A 16305-nucleotide genomic window follows, 5' to 3' on the forward strand; every position below is an offset into this window, starting at 1 on the left:
CATGGCTCTGCTCGAACGGCGCAAAGGGAGAACGGTCACTCCGGCCAAGTGGGGGCTAAAACCGTCACCGGGCGGCAGCGGCAAGCAGGAAAGCTATCTGGTCGCGCTGGCACTCGGCACGGTGATCTTGTGGCAACTTCCGCTCGGCCGGACGCTGCTCTATCCCTTCACGCTTCTAGCGGTCTGGTTCCACGAGATGGGGCACGGCATCGCCTCGCTGTTGCTCGGCGCGCGCTTCGAGGAGCTTGTCCTTTACGCAGAGGGCTCCGGTTATGCCCTGTCGGCCTGGCCGGCGGATACGCCGGGTGTGTTCCATGCGGTCACAGCGGCTGCAGGCCTGCTGGGTCCCTCACTGGTGGGCGCCGCGCTGATCGTGGCCTCCCGATCGCCTAGTGCGACGCGCGCTGCCCTGCTATTGCTCGGGACCGCGCTCGTCTTGTCGACAGTGATATGGGTCCGTTCGCTGGCAGGCTGGATCGTCCTGTCGGCCTTTGCCGCGATGATCCTGTCGGTTGCGGTTTTCGGCAAGCCACGACTGCGCCGGCTCGCCGTCGAATTCCTCGGTGTGCAGGCGTCGATCAGCATCTGGCGCGACATCCACTACCTGTTTTCGGCCGGTGGTTACGTGGACGGGCAGCCGGTCGTATCGGACACGGCGGCGATCGCGGATGTGCTGCTGTTGCCTTACTGGGTCTGGGGTGCGCTGATCACACTCGCGATCCTCACGATCACGTGGAAAGCGCTCCGCTATGCCTCCGCAGCCCGGTAGACGTCAGGCAGGCGCGCGTTCGCGCAGTTCCAGCACTGTTCCGCGATAGGGTACGAAATTTCCCGCGCCGTCGAGAAACCCGGCGCCGATGGCATTGGCCTGCGCCTGCGCCTGGGTGAGCGTGTCGTACCATTTCCCGCGGCGGTTGCGGGTGATGAAGCGATATTGTGTCATTGCATGGGGAGTAAGCGCAAACCCGTCCGCAGTTCCGCGCAAACCCCTGAAAATGCGACGAATTGAAATGAAAAGGGCGGCCCCGCAGGACCGCCCTTCGAAGTTCGGTTTCCCGATCTCTTAGCGCGAGTAGAACTCGACCACGAGGTTCGGTTCCATCGTGACCGGGTAGGGCACTTCGTCGAGCTTCGGCACGCGGGTGAAGGTCACCTTGTCGGTGCCGTCGGGCGCGACGTAGTCGGGAATTTCACGCTCGGGCAGGCTCTGCGCTTCGATGACTAGCGCCATGTCCTTGGCCTTGCTGCCGAGGCTGACGACGTCGCCGACCTTGACGCGGGCTGAGGCGATGTTGGTCTTCACGCCGTTGAGGTAAATGTGGCCGTGGCTCACGATCTGGCGGGCGGCGAAGATGGTCGGCGCGAACTTGGCGCGGTAGACGACCATGTCGAGGCGCTGTTCGAGCAGGCCTATCAGGTTCTGGCCGGTGTCGCCCTTCATGCGCGACGCTTCCTGATAGGTGCGCTTGAACTGCTTTTCGGTCACGTCGCCGTAGTAGCCCTTGAGCTTCTGCTTGGCGCGCAACTGCAGGCCGAAGTCGGACATCTTGCCCTTGCGGCGCTGGCCGTGCTGGCCGGGGCCATACGAACGCTTGTTGACCGGGGAATTCGGACGACCCCAGATGTTTTCACCCATCCGGCGGTCGAGTTTGTACTTGGCGCTCTTGCGCTTCGACATCAGTCGTCTCCTTCATTTGCTGAGCTGCCCCATCGGCAGCCATTCAACCCGGCATCGCACCATCGACGCGTAGTGCTTCGATGCGGCCACCGCTTCACCGGGGTGCGGGGCCAATTAGCGAGGCGCGCGAATAGCAGGTTTGCCGCCGGGGTCAAGGGCGCAGATAGGCGCTCGACAAAGCGCGCGGGTGAGGGCAGTGCGCATCGCCATGGACGACCAATTCAAGCTTCCCGAAGATTGCACCGACATGCGTGAAGTGCGGATCGGCGTCGATACGACCGATCGCCAGTTGATGGAACTGCTCGATCGCCGCTTCGGCTACATGCGCGCCGCCGCGCGGATCAAGACCGACCGCAGCGTCGTACGCGACGAGGCCCGCAAGGCCGAGGTGATCGGCAATGCCCGGTCGGACGCCGCACAGCGAGCGCTGCCAGCGGAAAAGATCGCCGAAATCTGGGAGCTTCTCGTCGAAACCTCGATCGCCTACGAGCTCGAGGAGTGGGACGGCATCAGGGCTTAGGACCGCGTTCCAGGCTCGATAGCACGCCCCGCAAGGTGCGGACTTCCAGGTGATTCCAGCCAGGCTTGGTCAGCACGCCGCGCAAGGTGCGACGGGTTGCATCGGCGCGGCTTTCGGGGAGGAAGTATCCCTTCGGTTCGAGTAGCCGGTCGAGATGCTCGATCAGGCCATCCAGTTCCTCCTGCGACGCGGGCGGCAGCAAGTCTTCCTGCGTCGGCTGCACGAGCGTCTCGTGCTTGGACCATTCGTAGGCGCACAGGATCACTGCCTGCGCGAGGTTGAGCGAACCGAAGTCGGGATTGATCGGGACGGTCAGGATCGCGCGGGCGAGGGCGACGTCCTCCGTTTCCAGGCCTGAGCGCTCGGGCCCGAACAGGAAGGCGCTGCGCCCAACGGCACCCGCCATCTCGCGCGCGGCTTCCTCGGGGGTGACGACCGGCTTCGTGACGCCGCGCTTGCGCACGGTTGTCGCATAGACGTGGGCGCAATCGGCGACGGCCTCGGCGGTGGTCGCATATACCCGGGCCTTGTCGAGCACTTCGTCCGCACCCGCCGCAGCCGGACCGGCGGAGGGGTTGGGCCACCCGTCGCGCGGTTCGACCAGTCGCATCTCGGTCAGCCCGAAATTGAGCATCGCCCGTGCCGCCTTGCCGATATTCTCGCCGAGCTGCGGGCGGACGAGAACGACGACCGGCTTGCGCTCGTCAGCCGCGCTCATTCGCGGCTTCCTGCACCGTGCTGGCGAATTCCTCGAAATCGCGCGCCTCGCTGAAATCGCGATACACGCTGGCGAAGCGGATATAGGCGACGCTGTCGAGCTGGCGGAGGCCGTCCATCACGAGCTCGCCGATGCGCTGCGAGGGGATTTCCGCTTCGCCGGCGGTTTCGACCTGGCGCTGGATCCCCGAGACGAGCTGGTCGATCTGCTCCTGCGCGACATCGCGCTTGCGGCAGGCGAGCGAGATCGACTGTTCCAGCTTCGAACGGTCGAAGGGCTGGCGACGGTCGCCCGATTTGACCACCGTGACCTCGCGCAATTGCACGCGCTCGAACGTGGTGAAGCGCGCGCCGCATTTGGAGCATTGCCGGCGGCGGCGGATCGAGGTCGAATCCTCAGTCGGACGACTGTCCTTTACCTGGCTGTCGTCATGGGCACAGAACGGGCAGCGCATTTACGGTCGGAGGCGCTTGTACAGCGCGAACCCGGCACCCGCCACGAGGCCGACCGGCCAGGTGATAACCGGCAGCAGACCGCCCGCAACGGCGCCGATCGCCGCGCCGACAAGCACCGGCTTGGTCGAGGGATGGTTCATGCCCTGGCGCGCCATGCCTTTGACCTCCTCGGTCGCGTCGGGAATGAGGTCGTGGTCCTGGTGCTTGTTCGGGTCTTGCTCGGTCATGATCGGTATCCTCAGCGGCCCGGATAGACGGGGAAGGCGGCGCAGAGTTCGGCAACCTTGCCGCGCACCTGCTCTTCGACCTGGCCGTCACCTTCGGGCCCATTGCGCGAGAGGCCTTCTACCACATCGCAGATGAGCTTGCCTATCTGCTCGAACTCGGCCTCGCCGAAGCCGCGGGTGGTGCCTGCGGGCGTCCCGAGACGGATGCCGCTGGTCACGAAGGGGCTACGCGTGTCGTAGGGGATGCCGTTCTTGTTGCAGGTCAGCCAGGCGCGATCGAGACCCTTTTCGGCGTCCTTGCCGGTCACGTCCTTCGCGGTAAGGTCGACAAGCATCGAGTGGTTGTCGGTCCCACCGGAAACGACGCGCAGACCGTTCGCTTCGATCCCGCGAGCCAACGCGCGAGCATTCGCGACGACCCGCTGCGCATAGTCCTTGAAGTCCGGCCGCAGCGCCTCGCCGAACGCGACGGCCTTGGCGGCCACGACATGCATCAGGGGGCCGCCCTGGAGACCGGGGAAAACTGCCATGTTGAGCGGCTTGGTCAGCGCTTCGTCGTTCCACAGGATCACGCCCGAACGCGGTCCGCGCAGGCTCTTGTGCGTGGTGGTGGTGACGACATGCGCATGCGGGAAGGGCGAAGGGTGCGCGCCGCCCGCAACGAGGCCGGAAATGTGGCTCATGTCGACCATGAGATAGGCACCGACCTCGTCCGCCACGCGGCGGAAGGCAGCCCAGTCCCATTCACGGGAATAGGCAGTGCCGCCCGCGATGATGATCTTGGGGTTGTTGGCCTTGGCGAGCGCCATGACCTCGTCCATGTCGATCCGCTCGTCGTCCTTGCGCACGCCGTAGCCGACCGGATTGAACCACTTGCCGCTCATGTTGACCGGCGATCCGTGGGTAAGGTGGCCACCCGAATTGAGGTCCAGCCCCATGAAGGTATCGCCGGGCTGCAGGAGGGCGAGGAATACCGCCTGGTTCATCTGGCTGCCCGAATTGGGCTGTACGTTGGCGAAGCCGCAGCCGAACAGTTGCTTGGCGCGCTCGATGGCAAGCGTTTCGACCACGTCGGCATAATCGCAGCCTCCGTAGTACCGCTTGCCCGGGTAGCCTTCCGCATACTTGTTCGTGAACACCGAACCGGTGGCTTCGAGCACCGCGGTCGAGGCGATGTTCTCGCTCGCGATCAGCTCAATCTTGTCCTGCTGGCGTTTCAGTTCGTTGCGGATCGCGCCGTAGATCTCGGGATCCGCTTCGGCGAGCGTGTCGTGCCAGAAGCGGTCCATGGGATCGCGAGTGGTGTTTGCGGGCTGGGTTGCCATGGGTTCAGACCTCGGGATTGGAGAGCTTGTCGACGCGGCGCTGGTGGCGACCGCCTGCGAATTCGGTTTCGAGAAAGGCTGCAAGGCACGCCTTGGCCATGTCGCTGCCGGTCAGGCGGGCGCCCATGGCGATGCAATTCGCGTCGTTATGTTCGCGGGCAAGGGCGGCGGAGAGCGGTTCCGATACCAGCGCACAGCGGACCGCCGGGTTGCGGTTGACGCTCATCGAGATACCGATCCCGCTGCCGCACAGCGCCACCCCGCGCTCGGCCGTGCCATCGGCGACCACGCTCGCCAGCTTGTAGCCGAAGTCGGGATAATCGACACTGTCGGTGGTGTCGGGGCCGAGGTCGGCGACCTCATGGCCGTGCTCGATCAACCAGTCGCGCAGTTCGGCCTTGAGGTCGATGGCGGCATGGTCGGAGGCGATGGCGATACGCATGCGGGCCACATAGGGACTGGAGGCGATTCGCGCGACCCTTGGACCGGGGTTTTCTTCCGCTAGGCCAGCTTTTTCGAGACCCACTTCCACAAGGCCTTGGCTTCAAGTGCAGCCTTGCCGTTCGCGTCGATTTCGGACGCCACCTCGCCCTTCGCCGAGGAGCGGTGGAAATCGGCCCGCTCGCCGAAGGTCACCGGACAGGTTTGGAGGCCCAGACCCTTGGCGATTGCGCTTGCCTCCGCGACCTGCCGCGTAGCGCCGGACGGCACGGCGTTGAGGACGACGTAAGCGCTCTTTCTGGAGAACTCGATCAGCTCGGCAACCGCCTCGAGTGCGTGGAGATCGAAGGCCCGCGGGCGCGAGGGGATGAGGACGATATCGGCCGCCTTGATCGCTTCGCGCATGGCAGCCTCTGCATGGGGCGGCGTGTCGATCACGACGACATCGACCTCCCTCGCGGCATTTGTGATCGTGCGGGCGAGGCGCGCCGGCGGGCTGGTTACGACCACCGGCAGAAAATCCCCGCGCCAGTCGCCCCAGGCCGCAGCCGTCGCCTGCGGATCGGTATCGATCACGCAGGCAGGTTGGTTGGCCTGAACGGCACTGGCGGCGAGATGAAGCGCGAGCGTGGTCTTCCCGGACCCGCCCTTCTGGCTGACGACGGCAATGACAGACAATGTGGGGCTCCCCGGCTTGACTTGAGGTCGCTCTCTCCAGGCCCCTTTTACACGGGGCCGGACGCCTGTCCATGCAACGCCGCTACTGATCGAGGAACGAGCGCATCTTCCGACTACGGCTCGGGTGCTTGAGCTTGCGCAGCGCCTTGGCCTCGATCTGGCGGATACGCTCGCGGGTCACCGAGAACTGCTGGCCGACTTCTTCGAGCGTGTGATCGGTGTTCATGCCGATGCCGAAACGCATGCGCAGCACGCGTTCCTCGCGCGGGGTCAGCGAGGCAAGGACGCGGGTGACCGTTTCCTTGAGGTTCGCCTGGATCGCCGCGTCGACCGGGATGATCGCGTTCTTGTCCTCGATGAAATCGCCGAGATGCGAATCTTCCTCGTCGCCGATCGGCGTTTCGAGGCTGATCGGCTCCTTGGCGATCTTCATCACCTTGCGCACCTTTTCGAGCGGCATGGAGAGCTTCTCCGCCATCTCTTCGGGCGTCGGTTCACGGCCCTGGTCATGCAGGAACTGGCGCGAACAGCGAACCAGCTTGTTGATCGTCTCGATCATATGGACCGGGATGCGGATCGTGCGGGCCTGGTCGGCGATCGAACGGGTGATCGCCTGCCGGATCCACCAGGTGGCATAGGTGCTGAACTTGTAGCCGCGGCGGTATTCGAACTTGTCGACCGCCTTCATCAGCCCGATGTTGCCTTCCTGGATCAGGTCGAGGAACTGCAGGCCGCGGTTGGTGTACTTCTTCGCGATCGAAATCACGAGTCGCAGGTTCGCCTCGACCATTTCCTTCTTGGCGATACGCGCCTCGCGCTCGCCCTTCTGGACCATGTTCACGATCCGGCGGAATTCCTCCAGCGCCATGCCGGTCTGGCTGGCGATGTCGGTGATTTCCGCGCGGATACGGTCGATCGCGTCGGCTTCCTTCTCGGCGAAGGCGGCCCACTTCTTGTCCTTCTTGACGCGCTCTTCCATCCAGCCGTCGTCGAGCTCGTTGCCGATATAGGCTTCGAGGAAGTCCGAGCGCTTGACCTTGTGGCGTTCCGCCAGGCGCAGCATCTGGCCGCCGAGCGCAGTGAGGCGACGGTTGAAGGCATAGAGGTTGTCGACCAGGAATTCGATCTTGGTCGCGTGGAACTGGACGCTTTCGACCTCGGCGGTCAGCTGGTCGCTCAGCGCCTCGTACTTCTTCTCCTTGGCGGGCGGGAACGCCTCGCCGCGGCCGAGGATCTCGACGCGTTCCTTCTGGAGCTTCTCGAACTTGCCGAACAGGTCGGTGATGCGGGCGAAGCGTTCGATGGCGTCGGGCTTCAGCGCGGCTTCCATCTGCGCGAGGGACATCGTGTTGTCCTCGTCGTCGTCATCGTCCTTCTTGGACGAGCCTTCTTCGCCGTCCTCGTCTTCCGAATCCGAATCGTCCTCCTCGTCCTCGTCATCGTCGTCGCGGATGGTCGGACCGGCGGTCTCTTCCGAGATCTCGCCGTCGTCATCATCGTCTTCGGCGTCGTCATTCAGCTTGTCGGCCGGCGGTTCCTTCGAAAGCATCGCGTCGAGATCGAGGATTTCGCGCAGCTGCATCTCCTCGTTGTTGAGAGCTTCGGACCACTGGATGATGGCGTGGAAGGTGATCGGGCTCTGGCACAGGCCCATGATCATCATGTCGCGTCCGGCCTCGATACGCTTGGCGATGGCGATTTCGCCTTCGCGGCTCAGCAACTCCACCGCGCCCATCTCGCGCAGGTACATGCGGACCGGGTCATCGGTGCGCTCGCCCGCGGCGAGTTTCTTGGTCGCGGCGGCTGGCGCCTTCTTCGCTTCCTTCTTGCCGTCGGACGCTTCGATTTCCTCGATGTCGTCGGCTTCATCGGCTGCGGCCTCCGCATCCTCGTCGCTTTCGACGATCTGCACGCCCATGTCGGACAGGGCCGACTGGATGTCCTCGATCTGGTCCGAGCTCATCTCGCCCTGCGGCAGGGCATCGTTCAGCTCGTCATAGGTGACGTAGCCGCGCTTCTTCGCCTTGCTGATGAGCTTCTTGATCGACGCCTCGTTGAGGTCGATCAGCGGTGCGTCGTCCTTTTCACCGGACTTCGACTTGGTGGCCATAAGGTATGTCAACCCACTCTAGAGCTTCGCGCGAGCCCGACACCCGCGCCAATCATGAATCCGAATCGTCCGGTCCTGCCGCTTTCCTGCGCCCGAACTGCTTCAACCGCTCGTTAAGGGCCAGCAACCGCTCGCGCAATCGGGCCTGCTCGGCGATGGAGCCTTCCGGGTCGCGTGCGAAACGCGCTGTCGCCTCCGCCATAGCGGATTCCAGCGCGGGTCTTTCGACCAGCAGCGAAACGGCCTCGGCCAGATCCTCGCGCGCTTCATCCGGATCAGTGCCTTCATCAAGGAAGGCGAAATGGGTTTTAGCCGGCAGGGCGGGAAGGCCTCGTTCGAGCGATATGGGCGATCCGTCACGCAAATCAAGCGTTTCGGCCGTCTCCAGCAACAAATCGATGGCGGGACCGACATTTTGGTCACGTCGGGCGAATTCGGACAGCGCCTGTTCGTGGCGCACGAGTTGGTCAGGAAAGCGGATCAGCCCGGCGATCACCGCCTTGGAAAAAGCATCGCGCGAGCCGCCGTCCATGGCGCGTCGAAGCTGGCTGGCCACCTCTGGGGAGACGGTGGCCGCCGGGCGGTTCCAGTCGCCTTTCTTCCACTCCTTGCGCGGCGTGAATTCGCGCTGTTGCCGGGGCGGGAAGGCGAAGGCCGAGAAGCGGTCGTTCAGCTCGCGGCGGTAGAGCGCCTTGATCTCGGCGTCCTGGATCTGGTCGACATGTCCCATCAGCCGTGCCTTCAGACCCGCCTTGTCTTCGGGCGAATTGAGGGGAGCTGCCGCCTTCTCGTATTCCCACAAGGTATCCAGCAGGCTGGCGGGCTTATCGAGCAGTGCCTCGATCGCGCCGACGCCTTTTTCGCGGATCAGGTCGTCGGGGTCCATGCCGGCCGGCAGGCGGACGATGCTGAGCGAATGGCCGGGGCGCAGCAGCGGGAGCGCGCGACCGATGGCACGCATCGCGGCGCGCTGGCCCGCATTGTCGCCGTCGAAGCACAGGATCGGCTTTTCGACCTGGCGCCAGAGCAGTTCGATCTGGTTCTCGGTCAGTGCCGTGCCGAGCGGGGCGACGGCTTCGGCGATCCCCGCGTTGGCGAGCGCGATCGCATCCATATAGCCTTCGACCACGATCATCCGCCCGCTTTGCCGGGCGGCAGGTGCGGCGCGGTGGAGATTGTAAAGCGTGCGGCCCTTGTCGAAGAGCGGCGTATCGGGGCTGTTGAGGTATTTGGGCGCCTTTGGATTGGCCTCCGCATCGAGGATGCGGCCGCCGAAGGCGATGACCCGGCCGCGTGTGTCGTGGATCGGCAGCATCAGGCGATTGCGGAAGCGGTCGTACGGCTCCTTGTCCTCGACGGTAATGCGCATCCCCGCTTCGATGAGCATCGGCTCCTCGAAGGCGCCGAGCGCGCGCTTGAGCGCCTGCCGATCCTCGGGTGCATAGCCGAAGCCGAACTCGCGGATGGTCGCGTCGGAGAAGCCGCGCCGGGCGAGATAGCTACGGGCGTGCGCGCCCTCTGCGCCGCGGAGATTACCCTCGAACCATGCCTGCGCCGCGGCCGTCACATCGTGCAGGCTCGCGCGCTTCTCGGCCTGCTTGGCTGCGCGCGGATCGGGGGCGGGGACCTCCATCCCGGCTTCGGCGGCGAGCTCTTTAACTGCGTCCATGAAGGGCATGCCGCGCTGGTCGGTCAGCCAGCGGATCGCATCGCCATGCGCTTCGCAGCCGAAGCAGTGATAGAAACCCTTCTCGTCATTGACGTAGAAGCTGGGAGTCTTCTCGTTGTGGAACGGACAGCAGGCTTTGAACTCCCGTCCCGCCTTGGTCAGCCGCGTGGTGCGACCGATCACGGCGGACAGCGTGGTTCGCGCGCGCAATTCGTCGAGCCATTGGGGTGACAGGGCCATAAGGCGAAGGACCTTATAGGGCCGCCGGCGACACCGCTAGCGCGCCTTGCTGCCCTCCACAGGCTTGTCCTCAGCGGGGAACGGGCCGCTTGCGACCGACTGGTTGCCGTCGACCTCCAACAGGTAGCTTTCTGCGGGGCCTGCGGGCGGCAGCGTCGACTGCCACCAGAAGGTGAGGGTCGTCCCGGGCTTCCAGCCTTCGCCTTCGGTCACGCGCCAGATCAGCTGGCCGCTGTCGATCGAGATCGTGATTGCTTCCGGATCGCCTAGCGCGTTTTCGGCATCGGCCTTCGAATAGCCGACCGCCCCGCTGAACCCGTGCGCAGGCGCGGTGGTGCGGAAGAGCGTGGGGGGCGTCTCGACGACTTCCGGCCCCTCGGTCGGCTGCTCGGGCGCAGCGTCGGCCTCGGCCAGCGTCACGCGGTGGACATAAGTATAGAGCGTGCCTTCGGGCATGGAGCCGGGCACGCATTCCTGCGCATCCTTGGGACAAGCGACGAAGCTGGTCATCTGGCCGACCATGCGGTTCGCGGCGCTCAGGTCCGTCTCGACCTGCGGCCCCTGCGGCCCGACGATCTTCGCGCCGAGGCTGGCGAGGTCCAGATCGGCTGCCACCAGCGTGCGCGGTGCAGCAACCGTTGCGGTGGGCGTCGGCTCGGGAGCGGGCTCGGGATCGCTGCATGCGGCGACGACGGCGAGCAGCGGCAGGGCGAGAGCGAGGCGGTTCAAGACAGCGCCTCCTTCACCAGGCCGCTGGCCTTGCTCATGTCGAGCTGCGCCCCGTGGCGCGCCTTCAGTTCGCCCATCACGCGGCCCATGTCCTTCATGCCGTCCGCGCCCAGCTCGGTCTTGATCGCGGCGATCGCGGCGCGCGTTTCGTCCTCGCTCATCTGTTGCGGCAGGAATTCCTCGATCACCGCGAGTTCGGCCTTTTCCTTGTCGGCCAGTTCCTGCCGGCCGCCGCTTTCGTACATATCGATCGATTCGCGGCGCTGCTTGGCCATCTTCATCAGCACGTCGGTGACGAGCTCGTCGTCCTCGGGCTTCTTGTCCGAGGTCCGCAGTTCGATGTCGCGATCCTTGATCTTGGCCCCGATCAGGCGCAGCGCGGCGGTGCGCTCCTTGTCCTTCGCCTTCATGGCGATGACGGTTTCGGCCTGGATGTTCTCGCGCAGCATGATTAGTCCGTTCGGTAATCTGTGGATGGTTCGCGGCTCATTTAGAGCAGTGCGCCAATATGCCAAGGGTTCCGCTTGACGGGACCCACCCATGTCCCTAGCGGCTGGGACTTAGCACACATCGCCGGAAACCCCTGACTCGGAGAGCCCCAATGGCCCTGTCCGCATTCTCGCACGCGCAGCCAAAAGGCGCGACGGGAGTCCTCGTCCTCGCGGACGGTACACTGATCTGGGGCAAGGGCTTCGGCGCGACCGGTTCCGCCGTGGGCGAGGTCTGCTTCAACACCGCCATGACCGGCTACCAGGAGGTGATGACCGATCCCTCCTACGACAGCCAGATCGTCACCTTCACCTTCCCGCACATTGGCAATGTCGGCGCGAACGAGGAAGACGTGGAGAGCCGCGGGCTCGGCGCGGTCGGGCTGGTGGTGCGTCAGGAAGTGACTCCGCATTCCAACTTCCGCGCGCAGAACGAATTCGTCGAATGGTGTTCGCGCCACGGCAAGATCGGGCTATCGGGCATCGACACGCGCGCGCTGACCCGCCGTATCCGCCTGAACGGCGCCCCCAACGCGGTGATCGCGCACAGCCCGCGCGGGACCTTCGATATCAAGGCATTGCGGCAGCAGGCGGCCGAATGGAGCGGGCTGGAAGGGCTGGATCTCGTCCCCGGCGTGACGCGCGGCGTGCTGGAAGACTGGCGCGGCGGGTACTGGCAGCTGGGCACCGGCTATGGCGCGGCGGACAATGCGAAGCCGCATGTGGTGGCGATCGATTACGGCGCGAAGGACAATATCTTCCGCAACCTCGTGAAGGCGGGCGCGAAGGTCACCGTGGTGCCCGCGCGCACCTCACTCGACGAGATCATGCGGCTGAAGCCCGATGGCGTGTTCCTCTCGAACGGCCCGGGCGATCCGGCGGCGACGGGCGAATATGCCGTGCCGGTGATCAGGGGGCTGCTGGACGCGGACGTGCCGCTGTTCGGCATCTGCCTCGGTCACCAGATGCTCGGCCTCGCGGCAGGGGCGAAGACCGCCAAGATGTTCCAGGGCCACCGCGGCGCCAACCACCCCGTCCAGCGCGTCGGGGAGGGGTGGGGCGAGAGCGAAGGACTCGTCGAGATCACCAGCATGAACCACGGCTTCGCGGTCGATGTCGACACGCTCCCGCCGGAGGTGGAGCAGACCCATGTCTCGCTGTTCGACGGCACCAATTGCGGGATTTCGATCAAGGGCAAGAAGGCATTCGGGGTGCAGTACCACCCCGAGGCGAGTCCTGGGCCGCAGGACAGCTTCTACCTGTTCGAGAAATTCGTGGGGATGTTGGGGTGAGGCGAACCCGCCTCATCTGGTTTGCATTAGGTGCGGCCGCGGTAGTCGCGGTCTTCGTAGTATCTCGTATTTTTACGCCGGAAATTGAAATGCCCGTCATCGCCCATTTAGAGCTTATCGAGCCTGTTGATGACACTGGCGACATTACGGACGAGGATATGATTGCGAACCGAAGCGGCGCGTTAGCGCGCGACTGTGGTGCGCAATTTTTCGAGACGACGTTTCTCTACAACGATCACGCTCCAACTCTAGAAATCGCGCTGACGCCGGAAAATCAAAAAGCGACAGAGTGCATCCTATCGCGAGCAGCTTCGCAAGCCATCCAGACCCGCATTATTTACCGCAAGGCGACCAATGCCCAAACGCACTGACATCTCCTCGATCCTCGTTATCGGCGCTGGCCCGATCATCATCGGCCAGGCCTGCGAGTTCGACTATTCCGGCACGCAGGCGATCAAGGCGCTGAAGGAAGAGGGCTACCGGGTCATCCTGGTCAACTCCAACCCCGCCACGATCATGACCGATCCGGAAATGGTCGCCGGGGAAAACGGCGGGCCGGACGGCGCGACCTATATCGAGCCGATCACGCCCGAGGTCGTCGCCAAGATCATCGAGAAGGAGCGGCCCGATGCGGTGCTGCCCACGATGGGCGGCCAGACGGCATTGAACTGCGCGCTCAAGCTCGACGAGATGGGCGTGCTGGAGAAATACGGCGTCGAGATGATCGGGGCCAAGGCCGATGCCATCGACAAGGCCGAGAACCGCCAGCGCTTCCGCGAGGCGATGGACAAGATCGGCCTCGAAAGCGCGCGCAGCGGCGTGGCGCATACGGTGGACGAGGCCTATGCCGTGCTCGAACGCACCGGCCTCCCCGCGATCATCCGCCCCAGCTTTACGCTGGGCGGCACGGGCGGCGGCATCGCCTACAACAAGGCCGAATTCGAAAAGATCGTGCGCGACGGCCTCGATGCCTCTCCCACCACCGAAGTCCTGATCGAGGAATCGCTCCTCGGGTGGAAGGAGTTCGAGATGGAGGTGGTGCGCGATGCCAAGGACAATTGCATCATCATCTGCGCGATCGAAAATGTCGATCCGATGGGTGTGCATACGGGCGATTCCATCACCGTCGCGCCGGCGCTGACGCTGACCGACAAGGAATACCAGATCATGCGCACCGCCAGCATCAACGTGCTGCGCGAAATCGGTGTGGAAACAGGCGGTTCGAACGTCCAGTTCGCAGTCGATCCGAAGACCGGGCGACTGATCGTGATCGAGATGAACCCGCGCGTCTCGCGGTCCTCGGCGCTGGCCTCCAAAGCCACCGGCTTCCCCATCGCGCGCGTCGCGGCGAAGCTGGCCGTCGGCTATACGCTGGACGAGATCCAGAACGAGATCACCGGCGCGACCCCGGCTTCGTTCGAGCCGACCATCGACTACGTCGTCACCAAGATCCCGCGCTTTGCCTTCGAGAAGTTCAAGGGCTCCAAGCCCGAGCTTTCGACCGCGATGAAATCCGTGGGCGAGGTCATGGCGATCGGCCGCTGCTTCGCCGAAAGCATGCAGAAGGCGCTGCGCGGGCTCGAGACCGGGCTGGACGGCTTCAATCGTATGCCTTCTCTCGAAGGCGTATCGAAGGAGAAGATCACCGCCTCGCTCAGCCAGCGCACGCCCGACCGCATCCTGAAGATCGCGCAGGCGTTCCGTGAGGATTTCACGGTCGAGGAGATCGCGCAGATCACCGGCTTCGACCCGTGGTTCCTGCGCCAGATCGAAGCGATCATCTACGAGGAGAAGATGATCGGCCACAACGGCCTGCCGCGCGATGCGGCGGAAATGCGCCGCCTCAAGGCGATGGGCTTCTCCGACAAGCGCCTCGCCACGCTGGCGGTGCGTTCGGTCGGGGTCGCGGGCGGCCTCGGCGAAACGCAGGCCAAGAGTTCGGGCCTGCTGCACGATGCCCTGCGCGCGATGGCCGGCGCGACGAGCGAGGAAGAGGTGCGCCAGCTGCGCCGCAAGCTCGGCGTCTATCCGGTGTTCAAGCGCATCGACAGCTGCGCCGCCGAATTCGAGGCGGTCACGCCATATATGTACTCGACCTACGAGGCGCCGACCTTCGGCGAGCCCGAGGACGAGGCGGATCCGTCCGATCGCAAGAAAATCGTCATCCTCGGCGGCGGGCCCAACCGCATCGGGCAGGGCATCGAGTTCGATTATTGCTGCGTCCACGCCTGTTTCGCACTCGCCGAAGCCGGGTTCGAGACCATCATGGTCAACTGCAATCCCGAAACGGTCTCGACCGATTACGACACCTCCGACCGCCTCTATTTCGAGCCGCTGACCGAAGAAGACGTGCTCGAGATCATGCGCGTCGAAATGTCGAGGGGCGAGGTCGTCGGCGTGATCGTGCAGTTCGGCGGGCAGACCCCGCTCAAGCTGGCCGCCGCGCTGGAACGCGAGGGGATCCCGATCCTCGGCACGAGCCCCGACGCGATCGACCTTGCGGAAGACCGCGAGCGGTTCGCCAAGCTGGTCAACAAGCTCAAGCTGATGCAGCCGGAGAACGGCATCGCAAAGAGCCGCGACGAGGCTGCCGCCGTGGCCGCGCGGATCGGCTATCCGGTGCTGCTGCGCCCCAGCTATGTCCTGGGCGGCCGCGCGATGGAGATCGTCGACAGCGAAGCACAGCTCGACGACTATATCGCCACTGCCGTGAACGTTTCCGGTGACAGTCCGGTGCTGGTCGACCAGTATTTGCGCGACGCTGTGGAATGCGATGTCGATGTCGTCTCGGACGGGTTCGAGGTCCGCATCGCGGGCGTCATGCAACACATCGAGGAAGCCGGCGTCCACTCGGGCGACAGCGCCTGCACCATCCCGCCCTACAGCCTGCCCGACGATATCGTCGCCGAAATGGAGCGGCAGGCTGAAGCGCTGGCCAAGGCGCTGCAGGTCCGAGGCCTGATGAACGTGCAATTTGCGGTCAAGGACGGCGAGGTCTACCTGATCGAAGTCAACCCGCGCGCGAGCCGCACGGTGCCCTTCGTCGCCAAGGCCATCGGCCGCCCGATCGCCAAGATCGCCGCGCGCGTGATGGCGGGCGAGGGGCTGCACGAATTCGAACCCTTCGACATCCGCCCAAAGCACATGGCGGTGAAGGAAGCGGTCTTCCCCTTCGCGCGCTTTCCCGGCTCAGATCCGGTCCTGTCGCCCGAAATGAAGTCGACCGGCGAAGTCATGGGGATCGACACCGACTTCCCCGCCGCCTTTCTCAAATCGCAGCTCGGCGCCGGGATGAACTTGCCGCGCGAAGGCACGCTATTCGTGTCGGTCAAGGACAGCGACAAAGACGTTATCGTTCCGGCGGTCAGGACGCTGCTGGAGCAAGGCTTTCGCGTGATCGCCACCGGCGGCACCCAGCGCTTCCTCGTGGAGCAGGGCCTCGAGGTCGAGAAGGTCAACAAGGTGGCCGAGGGGCGCCCCCATATCGTCGATGCCATCATTGATGGCGAAGTGGCGCTGATCTTCAACACCACCGAAGGCTGGCAGTCGCTGCTCGACAGCCAGTCGATCCGCGAGGCCGCGCTCGAGAAGAAGCTGCCGTATTACACCACGGCTGCGGCCAGTCTCGCTGCGGCACGGGCGATTGCCGAGGTTTCGCCGGAGCAGCTTGAAGTGCGTTCATTGCAAGACTATTATAGCTGACAAGAACACACGCGATTTCCTCCCGACATTCGA

The 16305-nt window shown here is 64.6% G+C and carries 17 protein-coding genes; 5 read left to right on the top strand and 12 right to left on the bottom strand.

The genetic code is table 11. The features are described from left to right. The first annotated feature begins 1 nt into the window (after window position 1). The gene (locus K3172_RS09040; RefSeq protein ID WP_221589272.1) at window positions 2–769 is read left to right on the top strand and encodes a M50 family metallopeptidase; all 768 of its coding nucleotides are present in this window, start codon (window positions 2–4) and stop codon (window positions 767–769) included. A 3-nt stretch (window positions 770–772) separates the two neighbouring features. Here the strand turns inward: K3172_RS09040 and K3172_RS09045 are convergent, their stop codons facing one another. Together K3172_RS09045 and rpsD are read right to left on the bottom strand one after the other, a co-directional pair. Beyond that, complete coding sequence (locus K3172_RS09045) at window positions 773–943, bottom strand: hypothetical protein (RefSeq protein WP_221589274.1); 171 nt, start codon at window positions 941–943, stop codon at window positions 773–775. A gap of 120 nt (window positions 944–1063) precedes the next feature. After that, a complete protein-coding gene (gene rpsD / locus K3172_RS09050; protein WP_221589276.1) occupies window positions 1064–1678 on the bottom strand; it encodes a 30S ribosomal protein S4 in 615 nt (204 codons plus the stop codon). A gap of 208 nt (window positions 1679–1886) precedes the next feature. Here rpsD and K3172_RS09055 point away from each other — a divergent pair, with 208 nt between their 5' ends. Continuing rightward, complete coding sequence (locus K3172_RS09055; protein WP_221589278.1) at window positions 1887–2198, top strand: chorismate mutase; 312 nt, start codon at window positions 1887–1889, stop codon at window positions 2196–2198. Here K3172_RS09055 and K3172_RS09060 read toward each other — a convergent pair. From K3172_RS09060 to K3172_RS09105, 10 genes are all read right to left on the bottom strand, one after another. Beyond that, on the bottom strand, window positions 2188–2916 hold the full coding sequence (locus K3172_RS09060; protein ID WP_221589279.1) for an RNA methyltransferase: 729 nt from the start codon (window positions 2914–2916) through the stop codon (window positions 2188–2190). The two genes, K3172_RS09055 and K3172_RS09060, sit on opposite strands and share 11 nt — an antisense overlap. Then, window positions 2903–3370 carry a transcriptional regulator NrdR gene (nrdR, locus tag K3172_RS09065; RefSeq protein ID WP_221589281.1) on the bottom strand — a complete coding sequence of 156 codons (468 nt, stop codon included), beginning with the start codon at window positions 3368–3370 and terminating at the stop codon, window positions 2903–2905. The genes K3172_RS09060 and nrdR overlap by 14 nt, the downstream gene beginning before the upstream one ends. After that, window positions 3371–3598: a hypothetical protein gene (locus tag K3172_RS09070; RefSeq protein ID WP_221589284.1), complete on the bottom strand. Its 228-nt coding sequence runs from the start codon at window positions 3596–3598 to the stop codon at window positions 3371–3373. An 11-nt stretch (window positions 3599–3609) separates the two neighbouring features. Next, the gene (gene glyA / locus K3172_RS09075) at window positions 3610–4923 is read right to left on the bottom strand and encodes a serine hydroxymethyltransferase (RefSeq protein ID WP_282098615.1); all 1314 of its coding nucleotides are present in this window, start codon (window positions 4921–4923) and stop codon (window positions 3610–3612) included. 4 nt (window positions 4924–4927) lie between these two features. Further along, on the bottom strand, window positions 4928–5365 hold the full coding sequence (rpiB, locus tag K3172_RS09080) for a ribose 5-phosphate isomerase B (protein ID WP_221589286.1): 438 nt from the start codon (window positions 5363–5365) through the stop codon (window positions 4928–4930). Between the two features lie 59 nt (window positions 5366–5424). Further along, a complete protein-coding gene (locus tag K3172_RS09085) occupies window positions 5425–6042 on the bottom strand; it encodes a ParA family protein (protein WP_221589288.1) in 618 nt (205 codons plus the stop codon). Between the two features lie 82 nt (window positions 6043–6124). Beyond that, a complete protein-coding gene (gene rpoD / locus K3172_RS09090) occupies window positions 6125–8152 on the bottom strand; it encodes an RNA polymerase sigma factor RpoD (protein ID WP_221589290.1) in 2028 nt (675 codons plus the stop codon). A gap of 52 nt (window positions 8153–8204) precedes the next feature. Continuing rightward, the gene (gene dnaG, locus K3172_RS09095) at window positions 8205–10061 is read right to left on the bottom strand and encodes a DNA primase (RefSeq protein ID WP_221589292.1); all 1857 of its coding nucleotides are present in this window, start codon (window positions 10059–10061) and stop codon (window positions 8205–8207) included. Window positions 10062–10097: 36 nt separating this feature from the next. Beyond that, a complete protein-coding gene (locus K3172_RS09100) occupies window positions 10098–10790 on the bottom strand; it encodes a hypothetical protein (RefSeq protein ID WP_221589294.1) in 693 nt (230 codons plus the stop codon). Then, window positions 10787–11239 (bottom strand): GatB/YqeY domain-containing protein, encoded by a 453-nt coding sequence (locus K3172_RS09105; RefSeq protein WP_221589297.1) that lies wholly within the window; start codon window positions 11237–11239, stop codon window positions 10787–10789. Before K3172_RS09105 ends, K3172_RS09100 begins: the two co-directional genes overlap by 4 nt. A 152-nt stretch (window positions 11240–11391) precedes the next feature. Between K3172_RS09105 and carA the strand changes: the two genes are divergently transcribed. Genes carA through carB form a run of 3 tightly spaced genes read left to right on the top strand, consistent with a single transcriptional unit; the run spans window position 11392 to window position 16272 of the window. Next, window positions 11392–12570 (top strand): glutamine-hydrolyzing carbamoyl-phosphate synthase small subunit, encoded by a 1179-nt coding sequence (gene carA, locus K3172_RS09110; RefSeq protein WP_221589300.1) that lies wholly within the window; start codon window positions 11392–11394, stop codon window positions 12568–12570. Beyond that, a complete protein-coding gene (locus tag K3172_RS09115) occupies window positions 12567–12941 on the top strand; it encodes a hypothetical protein (protein WP_221589302.1) in 375 nt (124 codons plus the stop codon). Before carA ends, K3172_RS09115 begins: the two co-directional genes overlap by 4 nt. Beyond that, window positions 12925–16272: a carbamoyl-phosphate synthase large subunit gene (gene carB / locus K3172_RS09120; protein WP_221589305.1), complete on the top strand. Its 3348-nt coding sequence runs from the start codon at window positions 12925–12927 to the stop codon at window positions 16270–16272. The genes K3172_RS09115 and carB overlap by 17 nt, the downstream gene beginning before the upstream one ends. Window positions 16273–16305 lie beyond the last annotated feature (33 nt).

The sequence above is a fragment of the Qipengyuania proteolytica genome (assembly GCF_019711565.1).
Taxonomy (GTDB): Bacteria; Pseudomonadota; Alphaproteobacteria; order Sphingomonadales; family Sphingomonadaceae; genus Qipengyuania; species Qipengyuania proteolytica.